The organism is Bacillus cereus group sp. MYBKT14-1, assembly GCF_051915185.1.
Lineage (GTDB): Bacteria > Bacillota > Bacilli > Bacillales > Bacillaceae_G > Bacillus_A > Bacillus_A cereus.
This window is the reverse complement of record NZ_JBQAEF010000008.1, coordinates 44,109-62,291: the sequence shown is the minus strand read 5'-3', so window position 1 is coordinate 62,291 and position 18,183 is coordinate 44,109. Positions and strand designations below refer to the sequence as shown.

Below are 18,183 nucleotides of genomic sequence, written 5' to 3'. Positions count from 1 at the left end.
ATAATGTATATGAGAAGCGTATATTTTGAATTATTTAATAGAATAATATATATTTATATTGATTTAATGATTTTAGTTTGTTAAAAATGGGGAAATCGATATGAAGGTTAAATTTGCCGTAATAAAAGATGAGAATTTTGATTGTAGTTTATTGGAAACAAAATTATTGAAAACTTTTAAAGAAGTAGATTGTGAAGCAGATATTGTAAAGGTTGAGGATGAAATTTTTGAAAACAATGATATACAAACGTATTTATCAGAAATAACCATTCATGTTACCGGAAAAAATATTGGATATAGATCCGTTTCAGCCAGTATATTTATTGTTCTAGAGAGTTTATCAATACAGCTATTTCGTATTCATATTAGTATACTTTAAACAGTTCAAAAAGTGGCTTCTTCAAAAAATCATACTGATTATATGGAGTTGTAAATATGAAAACAATAGAAATTATCGTAGGTGCTCCCGAATGTTGGATTGCACCTTGTTTGTTGTTAAATAAACAAGGGATTCCTTTTTTAATTTATCTTAACGCTGATTTATATAGAAGATAGGAAACATATGAATAATTCAATTAGATTGTACAAATAATTTGGTACGCGGATGTACGCAATGTATTCACAGGTAAGAGGGTTGTCTCATAATATATATAGATTTTTCTATTAAGATGAACAGAGGGTGTGAATATATGGAAGATGTTTACGCTAAAATTGACAGTCTCAAGGCGGAGCAAAAAGAAATTATGAGAGACATTCGTGCTTTAGAAACGCGTACTACTATTAATGAGAAAGATATAGCAACAATCAATAAGCAATTAGAAAAAATAAGTACAAACACAACTTGGATTTTGCGAATTATTATTAGCGCGATAATAATGTCAGTTTTAGGATTGATATTAAAAGGGATGATTTAAAAGAAAGAGGGGAGCTCCCTCTTTCTTTTATGTAAATGAGAAACTATAAATTTTCCGTTTCTCCTTCATCTGCATACTTATCCTCTAAGGAAATTAATAGAGGGATTGATATAGTTACAAGAATGATTAAAGTAGTTATAAAAGATTTAGAAAGAGAAAAAGAACCTTCAATTAAAGGTGATAAAAACTTGAATGAAAGTATGCTTGTTATTAAGGAAATTACTAAAAAGCTCAAAAGAGATATATTTTTATTCTTTATAGATGTCTCTATAAAGTCTTTAACACAGGTTATTACGACAAATATAGTTAATATGATAAGAGAAACAAAATAATGTGTTAAATTCGTCATACTAATAGTAGGATCGTCTATTATGTAAGCAAGTAACTTAGATACTAATATTCCTCCAAACAATAAAATAATAAAAGCAAGTAATCCTTCCGATATATAAGTGCTGAAATTGCCTTTCTTGTTAAAGAGTTTATAGTTTAGAGTAGATTGGGTTATTTGAATTAGGAATAGGGTAATAATCCATACATAATATACAAATGGTAATTCTCCTGAGAATAGAGAAATTAGAAAGTTTACTACTGTCCTTAAAATTTCAATCATTACGAAAGGCCTCCAGTTTGTAAGCTTGTGACATTAAAATATGCTAGTCTATCGTTTAATAATTAAACTTACGAATTCAAACTATTTCTAATTATTCCATAAAAAGGTGACTGCATCAAGTTATCTTTTTAACAATCCTCCAAGGCCGAGCACTAGTAAAAGAAACGCAGTATGTAATATAATTGAAAAAGTATATTTAAAAATCGATGTTAATATTACCCTCCTATAAGTATTAACATACGTAATTGAGGTGTTTTCTTTGTTGTTTTATGAACGGATTTCTATAATGGCCCCTCCTGTTCCGTAGCTAAGGAAAGTCTTTTTATTTCTGAGATTTTCAAAGTTATAGGAGGGTATGAAAAATGAAAAAAGTCTCAGTACCATCACTTTTGTTAATGATTGTTCTTGTCGCATTTCCGCAAATTAGTGAAACGATTTACACACCGTCGTTACCTGATATTTCAAAGGCGTTACATGTAAGTAATAATGAGGTGCAGTTAACACTTAGTGTGTATTTTGCTGGTTTTGCGTTAGGTGTATTTTTTATTGGGTGGTTATCAGATATAATTGGTCGTCGCCGGGCGATGTTACTTGGAATTGTCGTATATGGCGCTGGGAGTTTCTTATGCTATATTGCAAATTCCATTGAAGTTTTATTGGTAAGTCGTTTTATTCAAGCGTTTGGAGCAAGTGCAGGATCAGTTGTGACGCAAACGATTCTTCGTGAAAGTGTAGAAGGGCATAAGAGGCATGTTATGTTTGCTCAAATCTCGGCAGTCATTGCTTTTACACCAGCGATAGGACCGTTAATTGGTGGCTTTCTTGATCAAATGTTTGGATTTAAAATAGTATTTTTAAGTTTAGTAGTTATGAGTATCGGTATTTTTCTGTATACGTTTGTTTCTCTCCCTGAAACAAAAACGGTCTCAGTAACGAATAAAATAAATGTATTTTCAGTCTCGAAGAGGTTAATTACAAATCCGAAAGTGGTAACATATGGGCTGTTAATTGGAGGAGCAAATGGTGTTTTATTTAGCTATTATGCAGAAGCGCCGTTTATCTTTATTGAATATTTTCAATTATCGCCTAGTATGTATGGATTTCTAGGAATTGTTGTTGCATCTGCTTCTATTGTTGGAGCGAAAATTTCAAAACGTTTACTTGCTACTTATAAACCAGAGAAAATTATATATATCGGTTGTCTCGTAATGACAGGGGGAGCTATCCTTTTATCTGTTATTACGTTTATTGGATTAAATCCGAATGTAATATATATGGTTGTATTTTTAATAGCAATGTTTATATTGTTATTAGGGATTGGAGTAGCGTTACCTAACTGTTTAAGTTTAGCGTTAGTAGATTTTCAAGATGTCATTGGTACAGCAGGTGCATTGTTTAGTTTAGGGTACTATGTAATTGTAACGATGACAATTTTGGGAATGAGTCAGCTGCATACAGGCTCGTTACTAGTGATGCCACTTTATTTTTTGGTTATTGTAGTTATAATGGTAGTGTTTACTAGGGTATTTATCTTTGGTAAGCAAACTTCGAAATCGATTTAAATATGAAATTGTAAAAGAGTCTCATTTTTTAATGAGACTCTTTTATATTTTGGCTGGGGTAAAGAAGTTAGTAGTTTATTAATATATTAAATTTCTCATTGGTATATAAATCGAATGTGTGGGGAATTACGTTATTAACTATAAAGGTTGAAGTATTGAGATATGAAACCGAGGAAGAAATACTCTCCTCGGTTATTTATATTGTAATAATATACATGCCGGAATCATATTGAATAGATGTATTTTATTGTTAATTTAGTTAAAAATTAATCAGACTTATGTATAATAATTTATTGAAAAAATAATTGAATTTTTCAGATTAATGAATTAATATAAGGTAAGTAATTTTAAGATTTATAGAATATTGGAAGATGAAAGGTTTTGAGAATTTTATTAGGAGCGCAAAACGATTTTAGGATAGCTTTAAAGCTAGTGTAAAATGACGTTTGCTTCATCATTTTCAGGGCCGAAAGGAATTAGGGGAAAGCATCTTGTGTTAAAATGCGGCTATGAATCATCTAAGAGGGGGAAGTGAAGTGGCAAACAAAGAATTGAAAAGAGGTTTAGAAGCACGTCATATTCAAATGATTGCTTTAGGCGGAACGATTGGTGTTGGTTTGTTTATGGGGTCAGCCAGTACAATTAAATGGACAGGTCCGTCAGTAATGCTTGCTTATGCAATTGCAGGTATTTTCATCTTCTTCATCATGCGTGCCATGGGAGAAATGTTGTATATGGAGCCAAGTACAGGCTCATTTGCGACGTTCGGTCATAAGTATATTCACCCGTTAGCTGGTTATATGACAGCGTGGAGTAACTGGTTCCAGTGGGTAATCGTTGGGATGTCAGAAATTATTGCGGTTGGAGCATATATGCAATATTGGTTCCCGGACTTACCAGCTTGGATACCAGGTGTAATTGCAATGGTTATTCTTGGCGCAGCTAACTTAATTTCTGTTAAGTCATTTGGTGAATTTGAATTTTGGTTTGCGATGATAAAAATCGTTACGATTCTATTAATGATTATTGCGGGATTTGGACTTATTTTCTTTGGAATTGGTAACGGCGGAGAAGCGATTGGTATATCAAATCTTTGGTCAAATGGCGGTTTCTTTACAGGTGGTTTTTCAGGATTCTTCTTTGCTTTATCACTTGTAGTGGGAGCATATCAAGGTGTGGAATTAATCGGTATTACTGCTGGTGAAGCGAAGGATCCGAAGAAGACACTTACAAGAGCGATTCAAAGTACAATTTGGCGTATTTTAATTTTCTATATTGGTGCTATTTTCGTTATTGTAACTGTGTATCCGTGGGATCAATTAAGTACAATTGGTAGTCCGTTCGTAGCAACTTTTGCGAAGGTTGGTATTACGGCAGCAGCTGGACTTATTAACTTTGTTGTTATTACAGCAGCAATGTCTGGTTGTAATAGTGGTATTTATAGTGCTGGTCGTATGCTTTATACGTTAGGTGTAAATGGACAAGCACCGAAATATTTTACGAAACTTTCTGGAAATGGTGTACCTTTATTTGGTACAGTTGGCGTAATTATCGGTCTGGCGGTTGGTGTTGTTTTAAGTTACATCGCACCGAAAAACTTATTCGTATATGTATATAGTGCGAGTGTACTTCCTGGTATGGTACCATGGTTTGTCATTTTAATTAGTCAAATTAATTTTAGAAAAGAAAAGGGAGCAGAGATGAAAGATCATCCATTCAAAATGCCATTTGCTCCTGTAACAAACTATTTAACGATTGCCTTTTTAATTATGGTATTAATCGGAATGTGGTTTAACGATGATACTCGTATTTCATTAGTTGTAGGTATTATTTTCTTAGCTATCGTTACAATTAGTTTCTATGCTTTCGGAATAGGAATGCGAGCTCCGTTAGACGTTCAAAATAATAAAGAGATTTCAAGTAAATAAAGAAAAGGCTGTTCATCTGGAACAGCCATTTCTTATTGTTGCTATTTGTCGATAAGTCGATATAGCTTGACGAATCGTTGATATAATTTGATTTATGATAGATATATTTGAAAAATCGTTGATATATTGTACGTTATGATAGATATATTTGAAAAATCGTTGATATATTGTACGTTATGATAGATATATTCGAAAAATCGTTGATATATTGTACGTTATGATAGATATATTCGAAAAATCGTTAATATAGTTTCACATACTATCTGTCACTATCATGATTAAAATCTCTCTAATACGATTTTCCCAATGGTGTGCCCGCTTTCAAGTAGTGCATGTGCTTTCTTTAAGTTTTCAGCGTTAATCGGTGTTAATGTTTCATTTTTATGTAAGCTGTACTGATAGTCTAGAAGGAGTTTATTTCTAAAAAGAAGAATTTTTTATTGTATTACTTTATCCCAAACTAAATGTAAAGGTGGATACATAATGACAGTAAAGAAGCTTTATTTCATCCCAGCAGGTCGTTGTATGTTAGATCATTCTTCTGTTAATGGTACACTCGCGCCGGGGAATTTATTGAACTTACCTGTATGGTGTTATCTTTTGGAGACAGAAGAGGGGCCTATTTTAGTAGATACAGGTATGCCAGAAAGTGCAGTTAATAATGAAGGGCTTTTTAACGGTACATTTGTTGAAGGACAGATTTTACCGAAAATGACTGAAGAAGATAGAATCGTGAATATATTAAAGCGTGTAGGGTATGAGCCGGACGACCTTTTATATATTATTAGTTCTCACTTACATTTTGATCATGCAGGAGGAAACGGTGCTTTTACAAATACACCGATTATTGTGCAGCGAACGGAATATGAGGCAGCACTTCATAGAGAAGAATATATGAAAGAATGTATATTACCGCATTTGAACTACAAAATTATTGAAGGGGATTATGAAGTGGTACCAGGTGTTCAATTATTGTATACGCCAGGTCATTCTCCAGGCCATCAGTCGTTATTCATTGAGACGGAGCAATCCGGTTCAGTTTTATTAACAATTGATGCATCGTACACGAAAGAGAATTTTGAAGATGAAGTGCCGTTCGCAGGATTTGATCCAGAATTAGCTTTATCTTCAATTAAACGTTTAAAAGGAGTTGTGGCGAAAGAGAAACCAATTGTTTTCTTTGGTCATGATATAGAGCAGGAAAAGGGTTGTAGAGTGTTCCCTGAGTATATATAGTGCAAAAAGTCATGAGTTCGCGTGCTCATGACTTTTTCGTTTAAATAATTTTTTTAAATAAATTATAAACTTTTTTTGAACTCTCTTCGTTTAACTGATAGTACGTAAGGTTTACATCATCAGGAGTATCTTGCTGAGCAATCATCACTTCGCTGCTGTGATGATCAACTACCCATATGAAATATTTTTTATAAGTTCCATCCTCGAAAGTAATCCACATATCACAATCTATTAAGTCTGATCCTTCTTCATCTAATGTTAATTTACCTTTTTTTGCGGTATTCATACTGTTAATAAACGTTTTTAATTCATCTGTTTTTGTGAGAAAGATATCCTGTTTTGTTTTAATTGATTCGACATGTATATCTTTTATTTCCTGTTTACCTAAAAAAACAGGGGGCTCATTTGGATCTCGCGAGCTTGAAATAATAGTAGCTTTCTTTTTCGGCTTATTTGCAGTATAGAGATCTTGAATAGATTTTCCCGAGTTTATAAACCATGCAATTCCAGAAATAATTAATACGCTACCTAGCAATAAAATAATTTTTTTAATAGGATTTTCTCCTCTCTATTACTTCGTGTGAAGAGCTTTTCTATTAATATATGATAGGTAAGCGTAAAGTATTATAGTTGAACTTGGTTATGCTTCACAGTTTTTATCGGGCGATCTATGAGTAAATTGTAAGTGAGCCCAATTAATACGAAAATGCCACCGATAACTTTACCAATTGAGAGTTCATTTGTCAGGAAGAAATCAATAATAGTCCCCGCAAATAATTGTCCGATAAAGATGAGTAATGTTAAATAAAAGGCTGATATTTTAGGAGTAATATAGTTGGATAATGAAATAACGATAACTCCTACTAATCCGCCTAAGTATACGGCGATAGGAATAGATTGCAACTTATGAATAGGGATATACAATGAATCTGAACTGAAAATTAAAAATAACATAGAGAAAAATAATCCAGTAATATAATTGAAAAACGTGCCTTCCCAGTTTCCAATTTCCTTTGCTAAATTCGCGTTAATAATTCTAGCAACAACGATAGAAACACCAGCTAAAATAGCGATCGTAATATATAACATTTTCTTGCCCCCATTAATAAATTGTCATGATTATAATTCCAGAAGAGATGAAACATAATCCAATTAGTTTTTTCTTTTCAAACTTTGCAACTTTCATTCCTAATAAGCCGAAATGATCAATAACGATGGAAGCAATAGATTGACCGAGTAAACTTAATGCGATCGTAATAGAAGCACCAAGGACGGAGAAACTTATATTGTTAAAAAGAACAGTGAATACTCCAATCGCTCCAGCGCTATATAAAAAAAGTGGAATACTTTTATCGAAACGAATTTTATTTTTGTTTATGATTAAAATGAAGATAACTGCAATTAAACCGACAAGGTGAATGACCACGCTTGCTGTGTACTTGCCAATTAACTCAGATAAAATTCCATTCAATGGAAGCATAACGGCGATGAGCACACCAATAAAGACAGAAAGAAAGTTATACAATGTAATATCCCCTTTGTATTTCATATTTGTAATGACTGTATCATGCTGAAATTGTGTATTGTTATGACATATGTCATAGTGGAAGAAGAAAATTTTGATTACAATGGGGATGAGTTGTAAAGGTGGGGAACTATGAAGAAAGTATGTAATTCTATTAAATTAGCAGAGTATATGAAGAAAAATAATATTGATTCATTTTTTAGTCATGATATGAAGCCATATATGAAACTTATATTTTTTAAAAAGAATGAGTTTATTTGTAGAGAAAATGAAGAGATAGATTATTTATTTTTCTTCGTTGAAGGAAAAGCGAAAGCGTTTAATACATTAAGTAACGGGAAATCTGTATTATTATGCTTTTATGATAGCTTGCAGCTGTTAGGAGATGTGGAGTTAATTCATTCTCAAAAGACAACTTCAAACGTACAAGTGATGGCAGATTCATATTGTGTTGGTTTACCATTAGGAAAAGTGAGAAATCAGCTATTTCATGATGCGAAATTTTTAAGATGTATTTGTGGATCGTTAGCACATAAGTTAAATCGACTTTCAAAAAATAGTACAATTAATTTATTGTATCCGCTTGAAAATAGACTTGCGAGTTACATGTTAGCAGCAGGAGAACGGGCAGTACAGCACGGAAATAGAATTGTATTTAGTGGGAATTTAACGGAAACAGCGGAATTGTTAGGAACGAGCTATCGGCATTTGTTGCGCACATTAAATGTTTTTTGTGATAAAGAGATAATAAAGAAGAATGATGGTTGTTTTGAAGTAGTAAACGTGGAAGTTTTGGGAGAATTGGCAGCAGATGTTTATAAATAGGAGGAGAGTATAAATGATAACACCTATATTTAGAATTTTTGATATTGAAAAAGCAAAACTATTTTACTTAGGTTTTTTAGGATTTAAACTGGATTGGGAACATCGGTATGAGGAAAATATGCCATTATATTTGCAAATTTCGTTACAGGATGCTGTGATACATTTATCAGAACATCATGGTGATGCCTCACCAGGTGGTGCGATTCGGATCAAAATAGATGATGTAAAGGATTATCATTCTGAGTATTAAGTAAAGAATATGCTTATTCGAAGCCGAATATAGAAAAAACACCTTGGGGTACAATTGAATTAACTGTAATTGATCCGTTTTCAAATAGAATTACACTATACGAGGAAAAATTGTAGAAATGGAATGAAGAGTAGTTCATAGAGCAGTGAACTGCTCTTTTTTATTTTGAGTAGATATTGAATCATATAAAAAGAAAATGTTATGATTATGGAAACGTATGAATATATGAACAAGTATTCATATGTTTAAGAAGAGGAGGGATTAGAATGAAAGATCTAATTATTATTGGGGCGGGTCAAGCTGGATTAACAATGGGATATTACTTGAAGCAAGAAGGGTATAATTTTTTATTACTTGAGGCAGGAAAACGAGTTGGTGATTCATGGAGAAATCGATATGATTCTTTGCAGCTTTTTACCCCAAGGTCTTACAGTAGCTTGCCGGGTATGGCGTTAATAGGTGAAAAAAATGAATTTCCATATAAAGATGAAATTGCAACTTATTTAGAAGAATATGCAAGACATTTTCAATTACCGGTACAATTACAAACGGAAGTTCTAAAAATAAAGAAAGAAAAAGAAATATTTGAATTACATACTCCTACAGAAATTTTACAAACGAAAAAAGTTATTATCGCATCAGGTGCTTTTCAGCAACCGTTTATTCCCTCAGTTTCAGCAAATCTATCATCACATATTTTTCAAATACATTCATCACAATATAAATCACCATCACAAATTCCTAAGGGAAAAGTACTAGTAGTAGGTGGTGGGAATTCAGGAATGCAAATTGCAGTAGAACTGGCAAAGACTCATGAAGTTACGGTGTCTATTAGTCATCCTTTAACGTTTTTACCGTTACAAATTTTTAGAAAAAGTATTTTTAATCTGCTAGAAAAAGTGGGTTTATTGTACGCTGAAATAAATACAAAGAGGGGAAGATGGTTTCAGAAGAGAAAGGACCCTATTTTCGGTTTTGAAGGTAAGAAACTTATTCGTAATGGAGCAATCAAACGGCAAGAAAAAGTAGTAAGTGCATCAGGAAATAACATTATGTTTCAGAATGGTGATACTTATAGTGCAGAAAGCGTTATATGGTCAACTGGTTTTGTACAAAATTATAATTGGATTGAAATTGAACAGGCAGTGAATGAGAAAGGATTTCCTAATCATATAAAGGGAATCAGTCCAGTAAAAGGATTGTATTATATCGGTTTACCTTGGCAATCTCAAAGGGGTTCCGCACTTATTTGTGGTGTAGGAAAGGATGCAGAGTATGTACTTTCTGAAATCAAAAAAATAGATCAGTAGCAATAACTACTGATCATCCATATGTACATGAATTAGGAGAGGTCAAACATTTATTAACTTTATTATAATAGATTTTCATAGAATTAAAAACTGAAAATTCAAATTTAATATTGAGAAAGTTTTTTGTATCGAAATATATGAAAAAATAGGGATTTTTATTAAAACAGAAAAAGATATTTCTATTTTAGTAAATTATGATATAGTCTAAATAAGCGTGTTTTTTCCATAAATGTAATTATTTTCATTGTAGTTTTGTTTATATGAGGGAAGGAGAAGTAATTATGAAGTTTGATGATCAACGCTTACTAGGAGTCCGATTAGGTTCTGTACTTGTGACAGAGGAAAATCAATATTTAGTAATTAAGAAAAAAGATCATTATGCACTGTTAAATATACATAATTTAGAATGCACTCATGTTGAAGTGCAGTTAGAACATTTGGAAGAAATGTTGTGGGAAGATTTCCAAGAAAGTATAACGGAGATTATCGCACCAGAACATATAAAAATTGTTGCGAAAAATGTTATATAGATAAAGAAGCTGGAAGGAACAGCTTCTTTATTTTCATTATAAGGATAACGTTTTTACAACCTCACCAATGATCCCTTCCATTTGATGAACACCTAAATCGGAATTAGTCATAATAACAGCACCATTCCCACAGTATGGATAACAAACCATCATACATTGAAATCCAACGCCCCATCCGAGTGAATAAACCTGTAATTTCCCATTAGAATCATCTAGAAAAACACCTAATCCAGTCCATTTTGAGCAACCTTGAGGAGAAATCATGTCTATTACTAATTTTTGAGAAAGTTTTAGTTTGCCCTTTCCTTGTAAGGAATGAATGATTTCAATAACTAAAGCTGATAAGTCAGTTGGTGTTGTCCAAATACCTGAAGCAGCTGCGAATGGATAAAATGGATACTTCTCATTTGTTACAGTTCTATCTTTATTATGTCCGCAAGCAAAAACATCGGTTTTATCTATGTCTTTTGGAGAAAAAAGTGTACTATTTTTCATTTGTAATGGCTGGAAGATGTGTTCTTCTAATAACTGACTAAATGATCTTCCTGTAATATCTTCTAGTAGTAGTTCGATTATACAAAAGTTTGCGTCTGAGTAGTGAAATTCACTTTCTGGTTTATAAGTTACCTCTATAGGTACGGGGCAATATAGTGTTTTACCGGAAAGGAGCTCAGACATATTAGGTAAGCCTTTGGCAGGTGTATAATGTTCAAAACTATTAGGTGGATCAATGAGTCCAGATTGATGGCTTAATAAGTTTCTCAAAGTGATGCTTTTTTGTGAAGTAAATAGATTAGTAGGAATGTTCCAAGATGTGAGTTTATCATTTACGTCTTCGTCTAAATGCAAGATTTCTTGATCTGATAACATTAGTACGAGCATTGTAGTGATGAATTTGCTGATAGAACAAGAATTAAAGAGAGAATTTGTAGTAACAGCTCTAGTTGTTCCAGCTTCAAGTGTTCCAAAGGCAGTCGCTTCATCTAGTTTGCCATTACATATAACAGCGAGGCTTAAACCTGCAACGGAATATTGGTTCATTTTCTCGTATATATTGCTACTTTTTAAGTTCATGGTGACTCCTTTCTTTAAAGACAGAATAGTATTTTTATTATACAGTAGTAAAAAAAAGAAAACACTTCGTCATTCACCAATGAAGTGTTTTCTTTTTTAGTTAGTTTGAAGTGAACTTTTGAAAAAAATTGTCTCGGTACATGTACATAACCCATGAGATTGTTATTAAAGAAATGATGATTTGTTTGTTTTTAATTGGTGCATTGAAAACAAGCCAACCAACTATATCAAATAACAAATGTAGCACGATTGAAAGAACTACAAATTGAAGTAACGTATTTAAAAATCTTTTCATAAAGTGTCCCCCTAAAATAATAGGTTTTATTAACAGTTTGATATAGTGATATTATACATTAAATGTTTATTGTGGTAAAATTTACATAAGTTAGTGGGATTAAAGCAAATGAAAGTTAGTAAGGGGGGAACATTCATGGAATTCTGGATGGTTATACTGATAGTAGCCTTTGGTTTCATTTATATCGCTGAAAAATTAACTACAATTGAAAAGAAAAATGATGCGCATTTAAAGAGAATTGAAGATAGATTACAATTAATTACGAAAGAAATGGGAATTGTAGAAAGAGAACCTGAAATTAATAAAGAACTACGCCAGCTTGTAGAAGAAGGCAAAAAAGTTACAGTAGTTAAGAGAGTAAGAGAAGCTTTTGGTTTTTCCTTACTAGAAGCGAAGCAATATGTTAATAAATTATAAAAAAGATCATCCATTTGGGTGATCTTTTTTCACTGCACCATGCGTGTATTTACATAAGCGGTGATAATAAAGTGTCCAATTATAATGATAGGAATAACGATTGTGACATTAGGCGTAGTGAAGACACTACCGATTGTCGCAATGACACCAGCAATTAAATTATAAAGACCTACTATTTTTGATAGTTTCACTTTATCAGGCACGCGGCGTTCGTTGAATCCTGATAAGAGCCAAGTGTACTGCTTTACTCCGATGAAATAAGCTAGTGCAAATGAAATGATTGCTACTATAAATAATGTTTGTGAAGCGAAGAGAGTCATTGCAAACACCTCCGTTAATGGGCTATAAATAAATTATAGTCCGAATGTTATAATTTAACAAAATATAATTTTGGTTTTAAGTGTAATAGAAAAATGGAAAAGAAAAGTATATTGATTTGAATGTATTTTATGGGAATGAGGAAGAGTTTGAGAATTATGGAATGGAAGATTAAGTTTTAAAGCGTACAAAATTTTGTACGCTTTTTTGTTAATTACATAAAAGTATGCAAATGAAGATGGAACAAACATTTGAGATGAATTGTCTAATATAGGTAATAACTATTTAGCTTGAAAGAAAGGGTTGATAACATGAAAAAGAATACGTTGTTAAAAGTAGGATTATGTGTAAGCTTAATAGGGACAATTCAATTTGTTAGCACAATTTCTTCTGTACAAGCATCACAAAAGGTAGAGAAAACAGTAATCAAAAATGAGACGGGAACCATTTCAATATCTCAGTTAAACAAGAATGTATGGGTTCATACGGAGTTAGGTTATTTTAATGGAGAAGCAGTTCCTTCGAACGGTCTAGTTCTTAATACTTCTAATGGGTTAGTACTTGTTGATTCTTCTTGGGATGACAAATTAACGAAGGAACTAATAGAAATGGTAGAAAAGAAATTTCAGAAGCGCGTAACGGATGTCATTATTACACATGCGCACGCTGATCGAATTGGCGGAATAAAAACGTTGAAAGAAAGAGGAATTAAAGCGCATAGTACAGCATTAACCGCAGAACTAGCAAAGAAAAGTGGATATGAAGAGCCACTTGGAGATTTACAAACAGTTACGAATTTGAAGTTTGGCAATACAAAAGTAGAAACGTTCTATCCAGGCAAAGGACATACAGAAGATAATATTGTTGTTTGGTTGCCACAATATCAAATTTTAGCTGGAGGCTGTTTAGTAAAATCTGCGGAAGCTAAAGATTTAGGAAATGTTGCGGATGCGTATGTAAATGAATGGTCTACATCGATTGAGAATGTGCTGAAGCGATATGGAAATATAAATTCGGTAGTACCTGGTCACGGGAAAGTAGGAGACAAGGGATTACTTTTACATACATTGGATTTATTAAAATAAGAAATTGTAGAAATACAAAAGAGAGGAGAAATAATTTTCTCCTCTCTTTCTTCTAACTATATTTAAATGCTGAATCTGTCAATTACGTCAGCATATATTACTGAGATTTTAATTCCAAGTATACAAATACTAGTACTGTCATAATTGCAATAACAACGTAAGTAGCATCAAGCATTATAAGTGTTTTTAAAGTTTCAGTCATCGTAATTCACCCCTGTTATAAAAATATAACATGATCTTTTTATTGATTAGATTAGAGATCATAAAGATAAAATGTATATGAAATTTCTTAAGTAGCTTCTATATAAATATATCATATAAATAATGTAAGTAATGTTAAGATAATGTAAATGTATTGTAAATAAAAAGGTTTACAATAAAGACTTTAATAAAAAATGATAGTTCCTTAAAATGACAAATACGCTCTTCTTTCTATTGAATGATAGAAAGAAGAGCGTATTTGTATGTCTATTTTCATATGTGATGAATTTCAACTATTTGTACATGGGACTCAAAATTTTTTTCGGTTTATATATTTCTCCAAATTAATTAGCTATTTAAAAGTATCGAAAGATGTGTGCACACTAATGCTTGTTTTTTAGTGTCAATAAAAATATTATGTCAACAATATGAACTGTCACAAATCTTTATATATTATTGTGATTGATATCACATCACTTTTTTTCAATGGGTATTATGCTTAAGGTGTAATGAATGATTGGGAGAGGGTGGGATGATATGTTTTGTTATCAATGTGAACAAACGCCAACAGGCGGATGTAAAGTAATGGGTGTTTGTGGCAAGAATGAAACGATTGCGAGTCTACAAGATACGATTGTGTTTGGGCTAAAAGGAATTGCAGCTTATCGCACACATGCTGCTCAGCTAGGGTATACGGATGGATTTGTAGATGCTACAACACAAGAAGCTTTATATATGACATTAACAAATTCTAATTTTAACGAACAAGAGCATATTGATATGGCTATGAAAGTGGGGAAATCAGCTTTACGGGTGATGGAATTATTAGATGAGGCACATACGAATCATTTTGGTGTGCCAGAACCTGTACAAATTACACAAAATCGTGTAGAAGGTAAAGCAATTGTAGTTACGGGCCATAATTTATTTGCATTAGAAGAATTATTAAAGCAAACAGAAGGAAAAGACATTAATATTTATACGCATTCTGAAATGCTACCAGCACACGGATACCCGCAACTGAAAAAATATAAACATTTAAAAGGAAACATCGGTAAGGCATGGTATGATCAAAGACGCCTTTTTGAAAAATTTACTGGTGCCATATTAGCTACAACGAACTGTGTTATGCCAATTAAAGGATCATACTCTGATCGATTCTTTTCATATGACATTGCAGGTTTAGAGGGTGTACAAAAAATTGAAAATGATGATTTTACACCATTGATTCAAAAAGCACTAGAACTTTCAGAAGTACATATGGAGTCGGATGAACAGTTAGTAACAGGGTTTCATCATCATACAGTATTATCATTAGCTCCGGAAATTATTAATGCAGTAAAAGAGGGGAAGATAAAGCGTTTCTTTGTTATCGCCGGTTGTGATGCACCGGGAAAAGGCGGAGAATATTATCGTGAATTAGCAACGTCACTTCCGCCAGAAACGGTTATTTTAACGACTTCTTGCGGCAAATTCCGCTTTAATGATGTGGATTACGGTGTTGTACCTGGTACGGAAATTCCGCGTTACATTGATTTAGGACAGTGTAATAATTCCATTTCTACAGTGAAAATAGCAGCTGCATTAGCTGATGCTTTCCAATGTGAAGTGAATGAATTGCCAGTAAGTATTGTGCTATCATGGTTTGAACAAAAAGCGGTTGCTATTTTGCTTGGCTTATTTAGTCTTGGAATTCAAGATATTCGCATCGGTCCAAAGGCGCCTGAATTTATTTCACCTGGTGTGCTTGATGTATTACAAGAAACATTTGGTTTAAAACTAATTACAAATGCAGCAGAAGACATGGCTATGATGTTATCGTAACGGAAAAGATGTTTTCACTTAATTGTGGCTTTATAAATCATTTGTATGTGTGTGAGTAAACGTACATACAAATGATTATTAATAAAGAAAATCTGCTATATCTATAAATTTTATAATTTTATAAAGCTTTTAAAGTGTAACACCACATGCCCATCACCTTAAGATTTTAAGTATCCCCAAAACGAAATTTCTACATGAATATCTATAATTTCACCTCTTTTTCATTTGATTTGAAAATAAGCTTTCTATTTTTAAAAACCAACGATACCACCTCAAATTATATGAATAAAATCCATTCATTTATTAGGGAAATGGATTAAAAATAATAAGGTAGACTAAAAAGTAAAATATTATTTATGATAATCATTCTTTTATAAAATTCAAATTGGAAATAGCCCTACTCATTTTCAAAATGGAGGGGCTTTTTTTACTGTAAAATCAATATTTTCAGCTTATTTTTTTGGGAAAATTCTCATTCTTATTTTGATAGTGATATGGGTACATATACATGCCTATCAATCTTTTATTATGAAGTGGTCCTTGAATATATTGTTTTTTATTGACAGACATAAAAATGATTTATTTGTCGTATTGATAATTTGTAGACGTTATAATAAAATGTTTATGTATATGTAAACTTAATTTATTTTTGTTTGGTTATATTGGAAGGTTAGGCAATGCTGATAACAATGAAATAATGGATATATCACCTGCAAAAAGAATGAAACCAATACGGAGAAGATGATTTTGTTAAAAATTCGAAAAATAAGCGTTATTAGCTCTTGAAGAAAAATGACTAGAAAAATTACAAGCATATGGAAAATAGGTTTATACAAAAAGTCCTAAAGGGGGACGGAATTATGGAGAAAAGAAAGTATTCAGTAACACCACAAGATCGAATGAATTATGTATTAGGTCTTTATTCTGCAGATCAACAAATTAATGCAGTTCTTTATTTTCCTGTAGGTATATCCAAGGAAATACTTGAAGAATCAGTAAGGATAACGTTGCAATTGCAACCAGTTTTGAACAGTCGGTTTGTAGAAAATGATATTCCTTACTGGGAGGAACATTCATCTGACACTAACTCATCTATTTGCTTTTTTGCAGAAGGAAATAATCAAGAACTTGAAATAATGGCAATAGATTTTATTAAGGAACCTGGTGATCGTATTCAGGGGCCTATGGTTCAAACGAAATTATTACGGGGCACTACAACAGATATGTTAGTTGTGAAATTGTCTCATCTATGTTCAGATGGTGCAGGAGTCAAGGAATATATTAAATTGCTTGGAACAATATATACTCACCTTTCATTGGGACGGTCTAAGAAGCAAATTATAAAGGAATTTGATGAGGGAAATGAGAGTTGTCGAGATCAATCACATGTATTCAAATACGCTGGAATATCGGACATAAAAAGTGCCTACCGTCCTAACCAAGAACAACAGGCATCGTTATGGTCTTTTCCATCTCAACCTAACAAAAATAAATTTCCCCAAATGTCCGTAAGGCGATTGAGCCATAAGCAAACTCTACGTTTAACCCAATGGACAAAAGCACAACAGGTTACCTTGAATGATGTAATCATGACTGCTTACTTCCGAGCTTTATTACATTTCACTGTGTATGCAGAACCTCGCACTGCAGAAAAAATGATTGGCTTGACAATTGATTTACGTCGATATCTGCCTAATAATACAACTGGTGCTATTTGCAACTTATCCGGTATGGAAATGCCAGTGATTAAAATGGAAGACCATGAAACATTTAAGCAGACTCTTGTTCGAGTTAAACAATCAATGGATAAAATAAAGTCTCAAAATCCAGGTCTTTCTTCAGCAGCAGGAATGGAGCTACTGGCAGAAATGAAGCTATCTACAGTGAAGGAAATGTATAATCAGCAATATGAACAGGCTGTACAGATGGGGATGGCGTTGCCATTACTGACAAATTTGGGAGTGATCGCTGAGGAACCTATTCAGTTTGGTCAAATTCAAGCTGAGGACGGGTATATGGCAACACCTATTATGTATGCACCATTCTTTTCAATGGGAGCAAGCTCTTATAATGGAAGACTTACATTTACGATTGGTTATCATGCGCCGGATACATCAAAAGAAAAGGTAGAAAAATTTTTAGATAGTGTTGTAAATCAACTATCAGAAATAAAATAAAAAAGAGTATAGAGAAAAAATTTCTAGCAGAATTGTATTTTAGGGGCTCGTATCATGTACGGATAATCTCTGGAAATTTTCTCTGATCGCACTTGCCTTTAT

19 protein-coding genes and 2 pseudogenes are annotated in these 18,183 nt (G+C 32.6%); 14 read left to right on the top strand and 7 right to left on the bottom strand.

Annotation, left to right across the window (positions count from 1 at the left end; translation table 11 throughout):
• The first annotated feature begins 100 nt into the window (after positions 1 to 100).
• Together ACTFO4_RS19650 and ACTFO4_RS19645 are read left to right on the top strand one after the other, a co-directional pair.
• A complete protein-coding gene (locus ACTFO4_RS19650) occupies positions 101 to 379 on the top strand; it encodes a hypothetical protein (protein WP_000865005.1) in 279 nt (92 codons plus the stop codon).
• Positions 380 to 689: 310 nt separating this feature from the next.
• The gene (locus ACTFO4_RS19645) at positions 690 to 914 is read left to right on the top strand and encodes a hemolysin XhlA family protein (RefSeq protein ID WP_000390461.1); all 225 of its coding nucleotides are present in this window, start codon (positions 690 to 692) and stop codon (positions 912 to 914) included.
• A 43-nt stretch (positions 915 to 957) separates the two neighbouring features.
• Here the strand turns inward: ACTFO4_RS19645 and ACTFO4_RS19640 are convergent, their stop codons facing one another.
• Positions 958 to 1,524 carry a DUF5823 family protein gene (locus ACTFO4_RS19640; protein WP_000570045.1) on the bottom strand — a complete coding sequence of 189 codons (567 nt, stop codon included), beginning with the start codon at positions 1,522 to 1,524 and terminating at the stop codon, positions 958 to 960.
• Between the two features lie 362 nt (positions 1,525 to 1,886).
• Between ACTFO4_RS19640 and ACTFO4_RS19635 the strand changes: the two genes are divergently transcribed.
• The 3 genes from ACTFO4_RS19635 to aiiA all read left to right on the top strand — a co-directional run bounded on the left by ACTFO4_RS19635 (position 1,887) and on the right by aiiA (position 6,250).
• The gene (locus ACTFO4_RS19635; RefSeq protein WP_326234633.1) at positions 1,887 to 3,086 is read left to right on the top strand and encodes a multidrug effflux MFS transporter; all 1,200 of its coding nucleotides are present in this window, start codon (positions 1,887 to 1,889) and stop codon (positions 3,084 to 3,086) included.
• Between the two features lie 536 nt (positions 3,087 to 3,622).
• A complete protein-coding gene (locus ACTFO4_RS19630) occupies positions 3,623 to 5,014 on the top strand; it encodes an amino acid permease (RefSeq protein ID WP_326234634.1) in 1,392 nt (463 codons plus the stop codon).
• A gap of 483 nt (positions 5,015 to 5,497) precedes the next feature.
• Positions 5,498 to 6,250 (top strand): quorum-quenching N-acyl homoserine lactonase AiiA, encoded by a 753-nt coding sequence (gene aiiA, locus ACTFO4_RS19625; RefSeq protein WP_000216574.1) that lies wholly within the window; start codon positions 5,498 to 5,500, stop codon positions 6,248 to 6,250.
• A 40-nt stretch (positions 6,251 to 6,290) separates the two neighbouring features.
• On the opposite strand, the gene ACTFO4_RS19620 is transcribed toward aiiA, so the two are convergent.
• From ACTFO4_RS19620 to ACTFO4_RS19610, 3 genes are all read right to left on the bottom strand, one after another.
• Positions 6,291 to 6,785, bottom strand: coding sequence for a hypothetical protein (locus tag ACTFO4_RS19620; RefSeq protein WP_098582882.1), 495 nt, complete (start codon positions 6,783 to 6,785; stop codon positions 6,291 to 6,293).
• 89 nt (positions 6,786 to 6,874) lie between these two features.
• A complete protein-coding gene (locus ACTFO4_RS19615) occupies positions 6,875 to 7,339 on the bottom strand; it encodes a DMT family transporter (protein WP_000965811.1) in 465 nt (154 codons plus the stop codon).
• A gap of 13 nt (positions 7,340 to 7,352) precedes the next feature.
• Positions 7,353 to 7,799, bottom strand: coding sequence for a DMT family transporter (locus ACTFO4_RS19610; protein ID WP_002039063.1), 447 nt, complete (start codon positions 7,797 to 7,799; stop codon positions 7,353 to 7,355).
• A 108-nt stretch (positions 7,800 to 7,907) separates the two neighbouring features.
• Here ACTFO4_RS19610 and yeiL point away from each other — a divergent pair, with 108 nt between their 5' ends.
• The 4 genes and pseudogenes from yeiL to ACTFO4_RS19590 all read left to right on the top strand — a co-directional run bounded on the left by yeiL (position 7,908) and on the right by ACTFO4_RS19590 (position 10,690).
• Positions 7,908 to 8,600, top strand: a complete 693-nt coding sequence (yeiL, locus tag ACTFO4_RS19605) for a transcriptional regulator YeiL (protein WP_326234635.1) — start codon at positions 7,908 to 7,910, stop codon at positions 8,598 to 8,600.
• Positions 8,601 to 8,613: 13 nt separating this feature from the next.
• Positions 8,614 to 8,966 (top strand): annotated as a pseudogene (locus ACTFO4_RS19600) (glyoxalase superfamily protein).
• A gap of 150 nt (positions 8,967 to 9,116) precedes the next feature.
• Positions 9,117 to 10,160, top strand: coding sequence for an NAD(P)/FAD-dependent oxidoreductase (locus tag ACTFO4_RS19595; RefSeq protein ID WP_326234636.1), 1,044 nt, complete (start codon positions 9,117 to 9,119; stop codon positions 10,158 to 10,160).
• A 281-nt stretch (positions 10,161 to 10,441) separates the two neighbouring features.
• Positions 10,442 to 10,690, top strand: coding sequence for a hypothetical protein (locus ACTFO4_RS19590; RefSeq protein WP_326234637.1), 249 nt, complete (start codon positions 10,442 to 10,444; stop codon positions 10,688 to 10,690).
• Between the two features lie 36 nt (positions 10,691 to 10,726).
• On the opposite strand, the gene ACTFO4_RS19585 is transcribed toward ACTFO4_RS19590, so the two are convergent.
• Positions 10,727 to 11,764 (bottom strand): serine hydrolase domain-containing protein, encoded by a 1,038-nt coding sequence (locus tag ACTFO4_RS19585; RefSeq protein WP_326234638.1) that lies wholly within the window; start codon positions 11,762 to 11,764, stop codon positions 10,727 to 10,729.
• 100 nt (positions 11,765 to 11,864) lie between these two features.
• Entirely contained in the window at positions 11,865 to 12,059 is a 195-nt protein-coding gene (locus tag ACTFO4_RS19580; protein ID WP_000819661.1) for a hypothetical protein, read from the bottom strand.
• A gap of 135 nt (positions 12,060 to 12,194) precedes the next feature.
• Here ACTFO4_RS19580 and ACTFO4_RS19575 point away from each other — a divergent pair, with 135 nt between their 5' ends.
• Positions 12,195 to 12,476, top strand: coding sequence for a hypothetical protein (locus tag ACTFO4_RS19575; RefSeq protein WP_017673089.1), 282 nt, complete (start codon positions 12,195 to 12,197; stop codon positions 12,474 to 12,476).
• A 29-nt stretch (positions 12,477 to 12,505) separates the two neighbouring features.
• Here ACTFO4_RS19575 and ACTFO4_RS19570 read toward each other — a convergent pair whose 3' ends face one another.
• Positions 12,506 to 12,796, bottom strand: a complete 291-nt coding sequence (locus tag ACTFO4_RS19570; protein WP_326234639.1) for a DUF3784 domain-containing protein — start codon at positions 12,794 to 12,796, stop codon at positions 12,506 to 12,508.
• A gap of 92 nt (positions 12,797 to 12,888) precedes the next feature.
• Between ACTFO4_RS19570 and ACTFO4_RS19565 the strand changes: the two are divergent.
• The 4 genes and pseudogenes from ACTFO4_RS19565 to ACTFO4_RS19550 form a co-directional block, all read left to right on the top strand.
• Positions 12,889 to 12,969, top strand: a pseudogene (locus ACTFO4_RS19565) (GH25 family lysozyme); the annotation flags it as partial.
• A 136-nt stretch (positions 12,970 to 13,105) separates the two neighbouring features.
• Positions 13,106 to 13,879, top strand: a complete 774-nt coding sequence (gene bla2, locus ACTFO4_RS19560) for a BcII family subclass B1 metallo-beta-lactamase (protein WP_440014147.1) — start codon at positions 13,106 to 13,108, stop codon at positions 13,877 to 13,879.
• Positions 13,880 to 14,617: 738 nt separating this feature from the next.
• Entirely contained in the window at positions 14,618 to 15,904 is a 1,287-nt protein-coding gene (gene hcp / locus ACTFO4_RS19555; RefSeq protein ID WP_065211782.1) for a hydroxylamine reductase, read from the top strand.
• 860 nt (positions 15,905 to 16,764) lie between these two features.
• Positions 16,765 to 18,081, top strand: a complete 1,317-nt coding sequence (locus tag ACTFO4_RS19550; protein WP_326234640.1) for a condensation domain-containing protein — start codon at positions 16,765 to 16,767, stop codon at positions 18,079 to 18,081.
• The last annotated feature ends 102 nt before the right edge of the window (positions 18,082 to 18,183 follow it).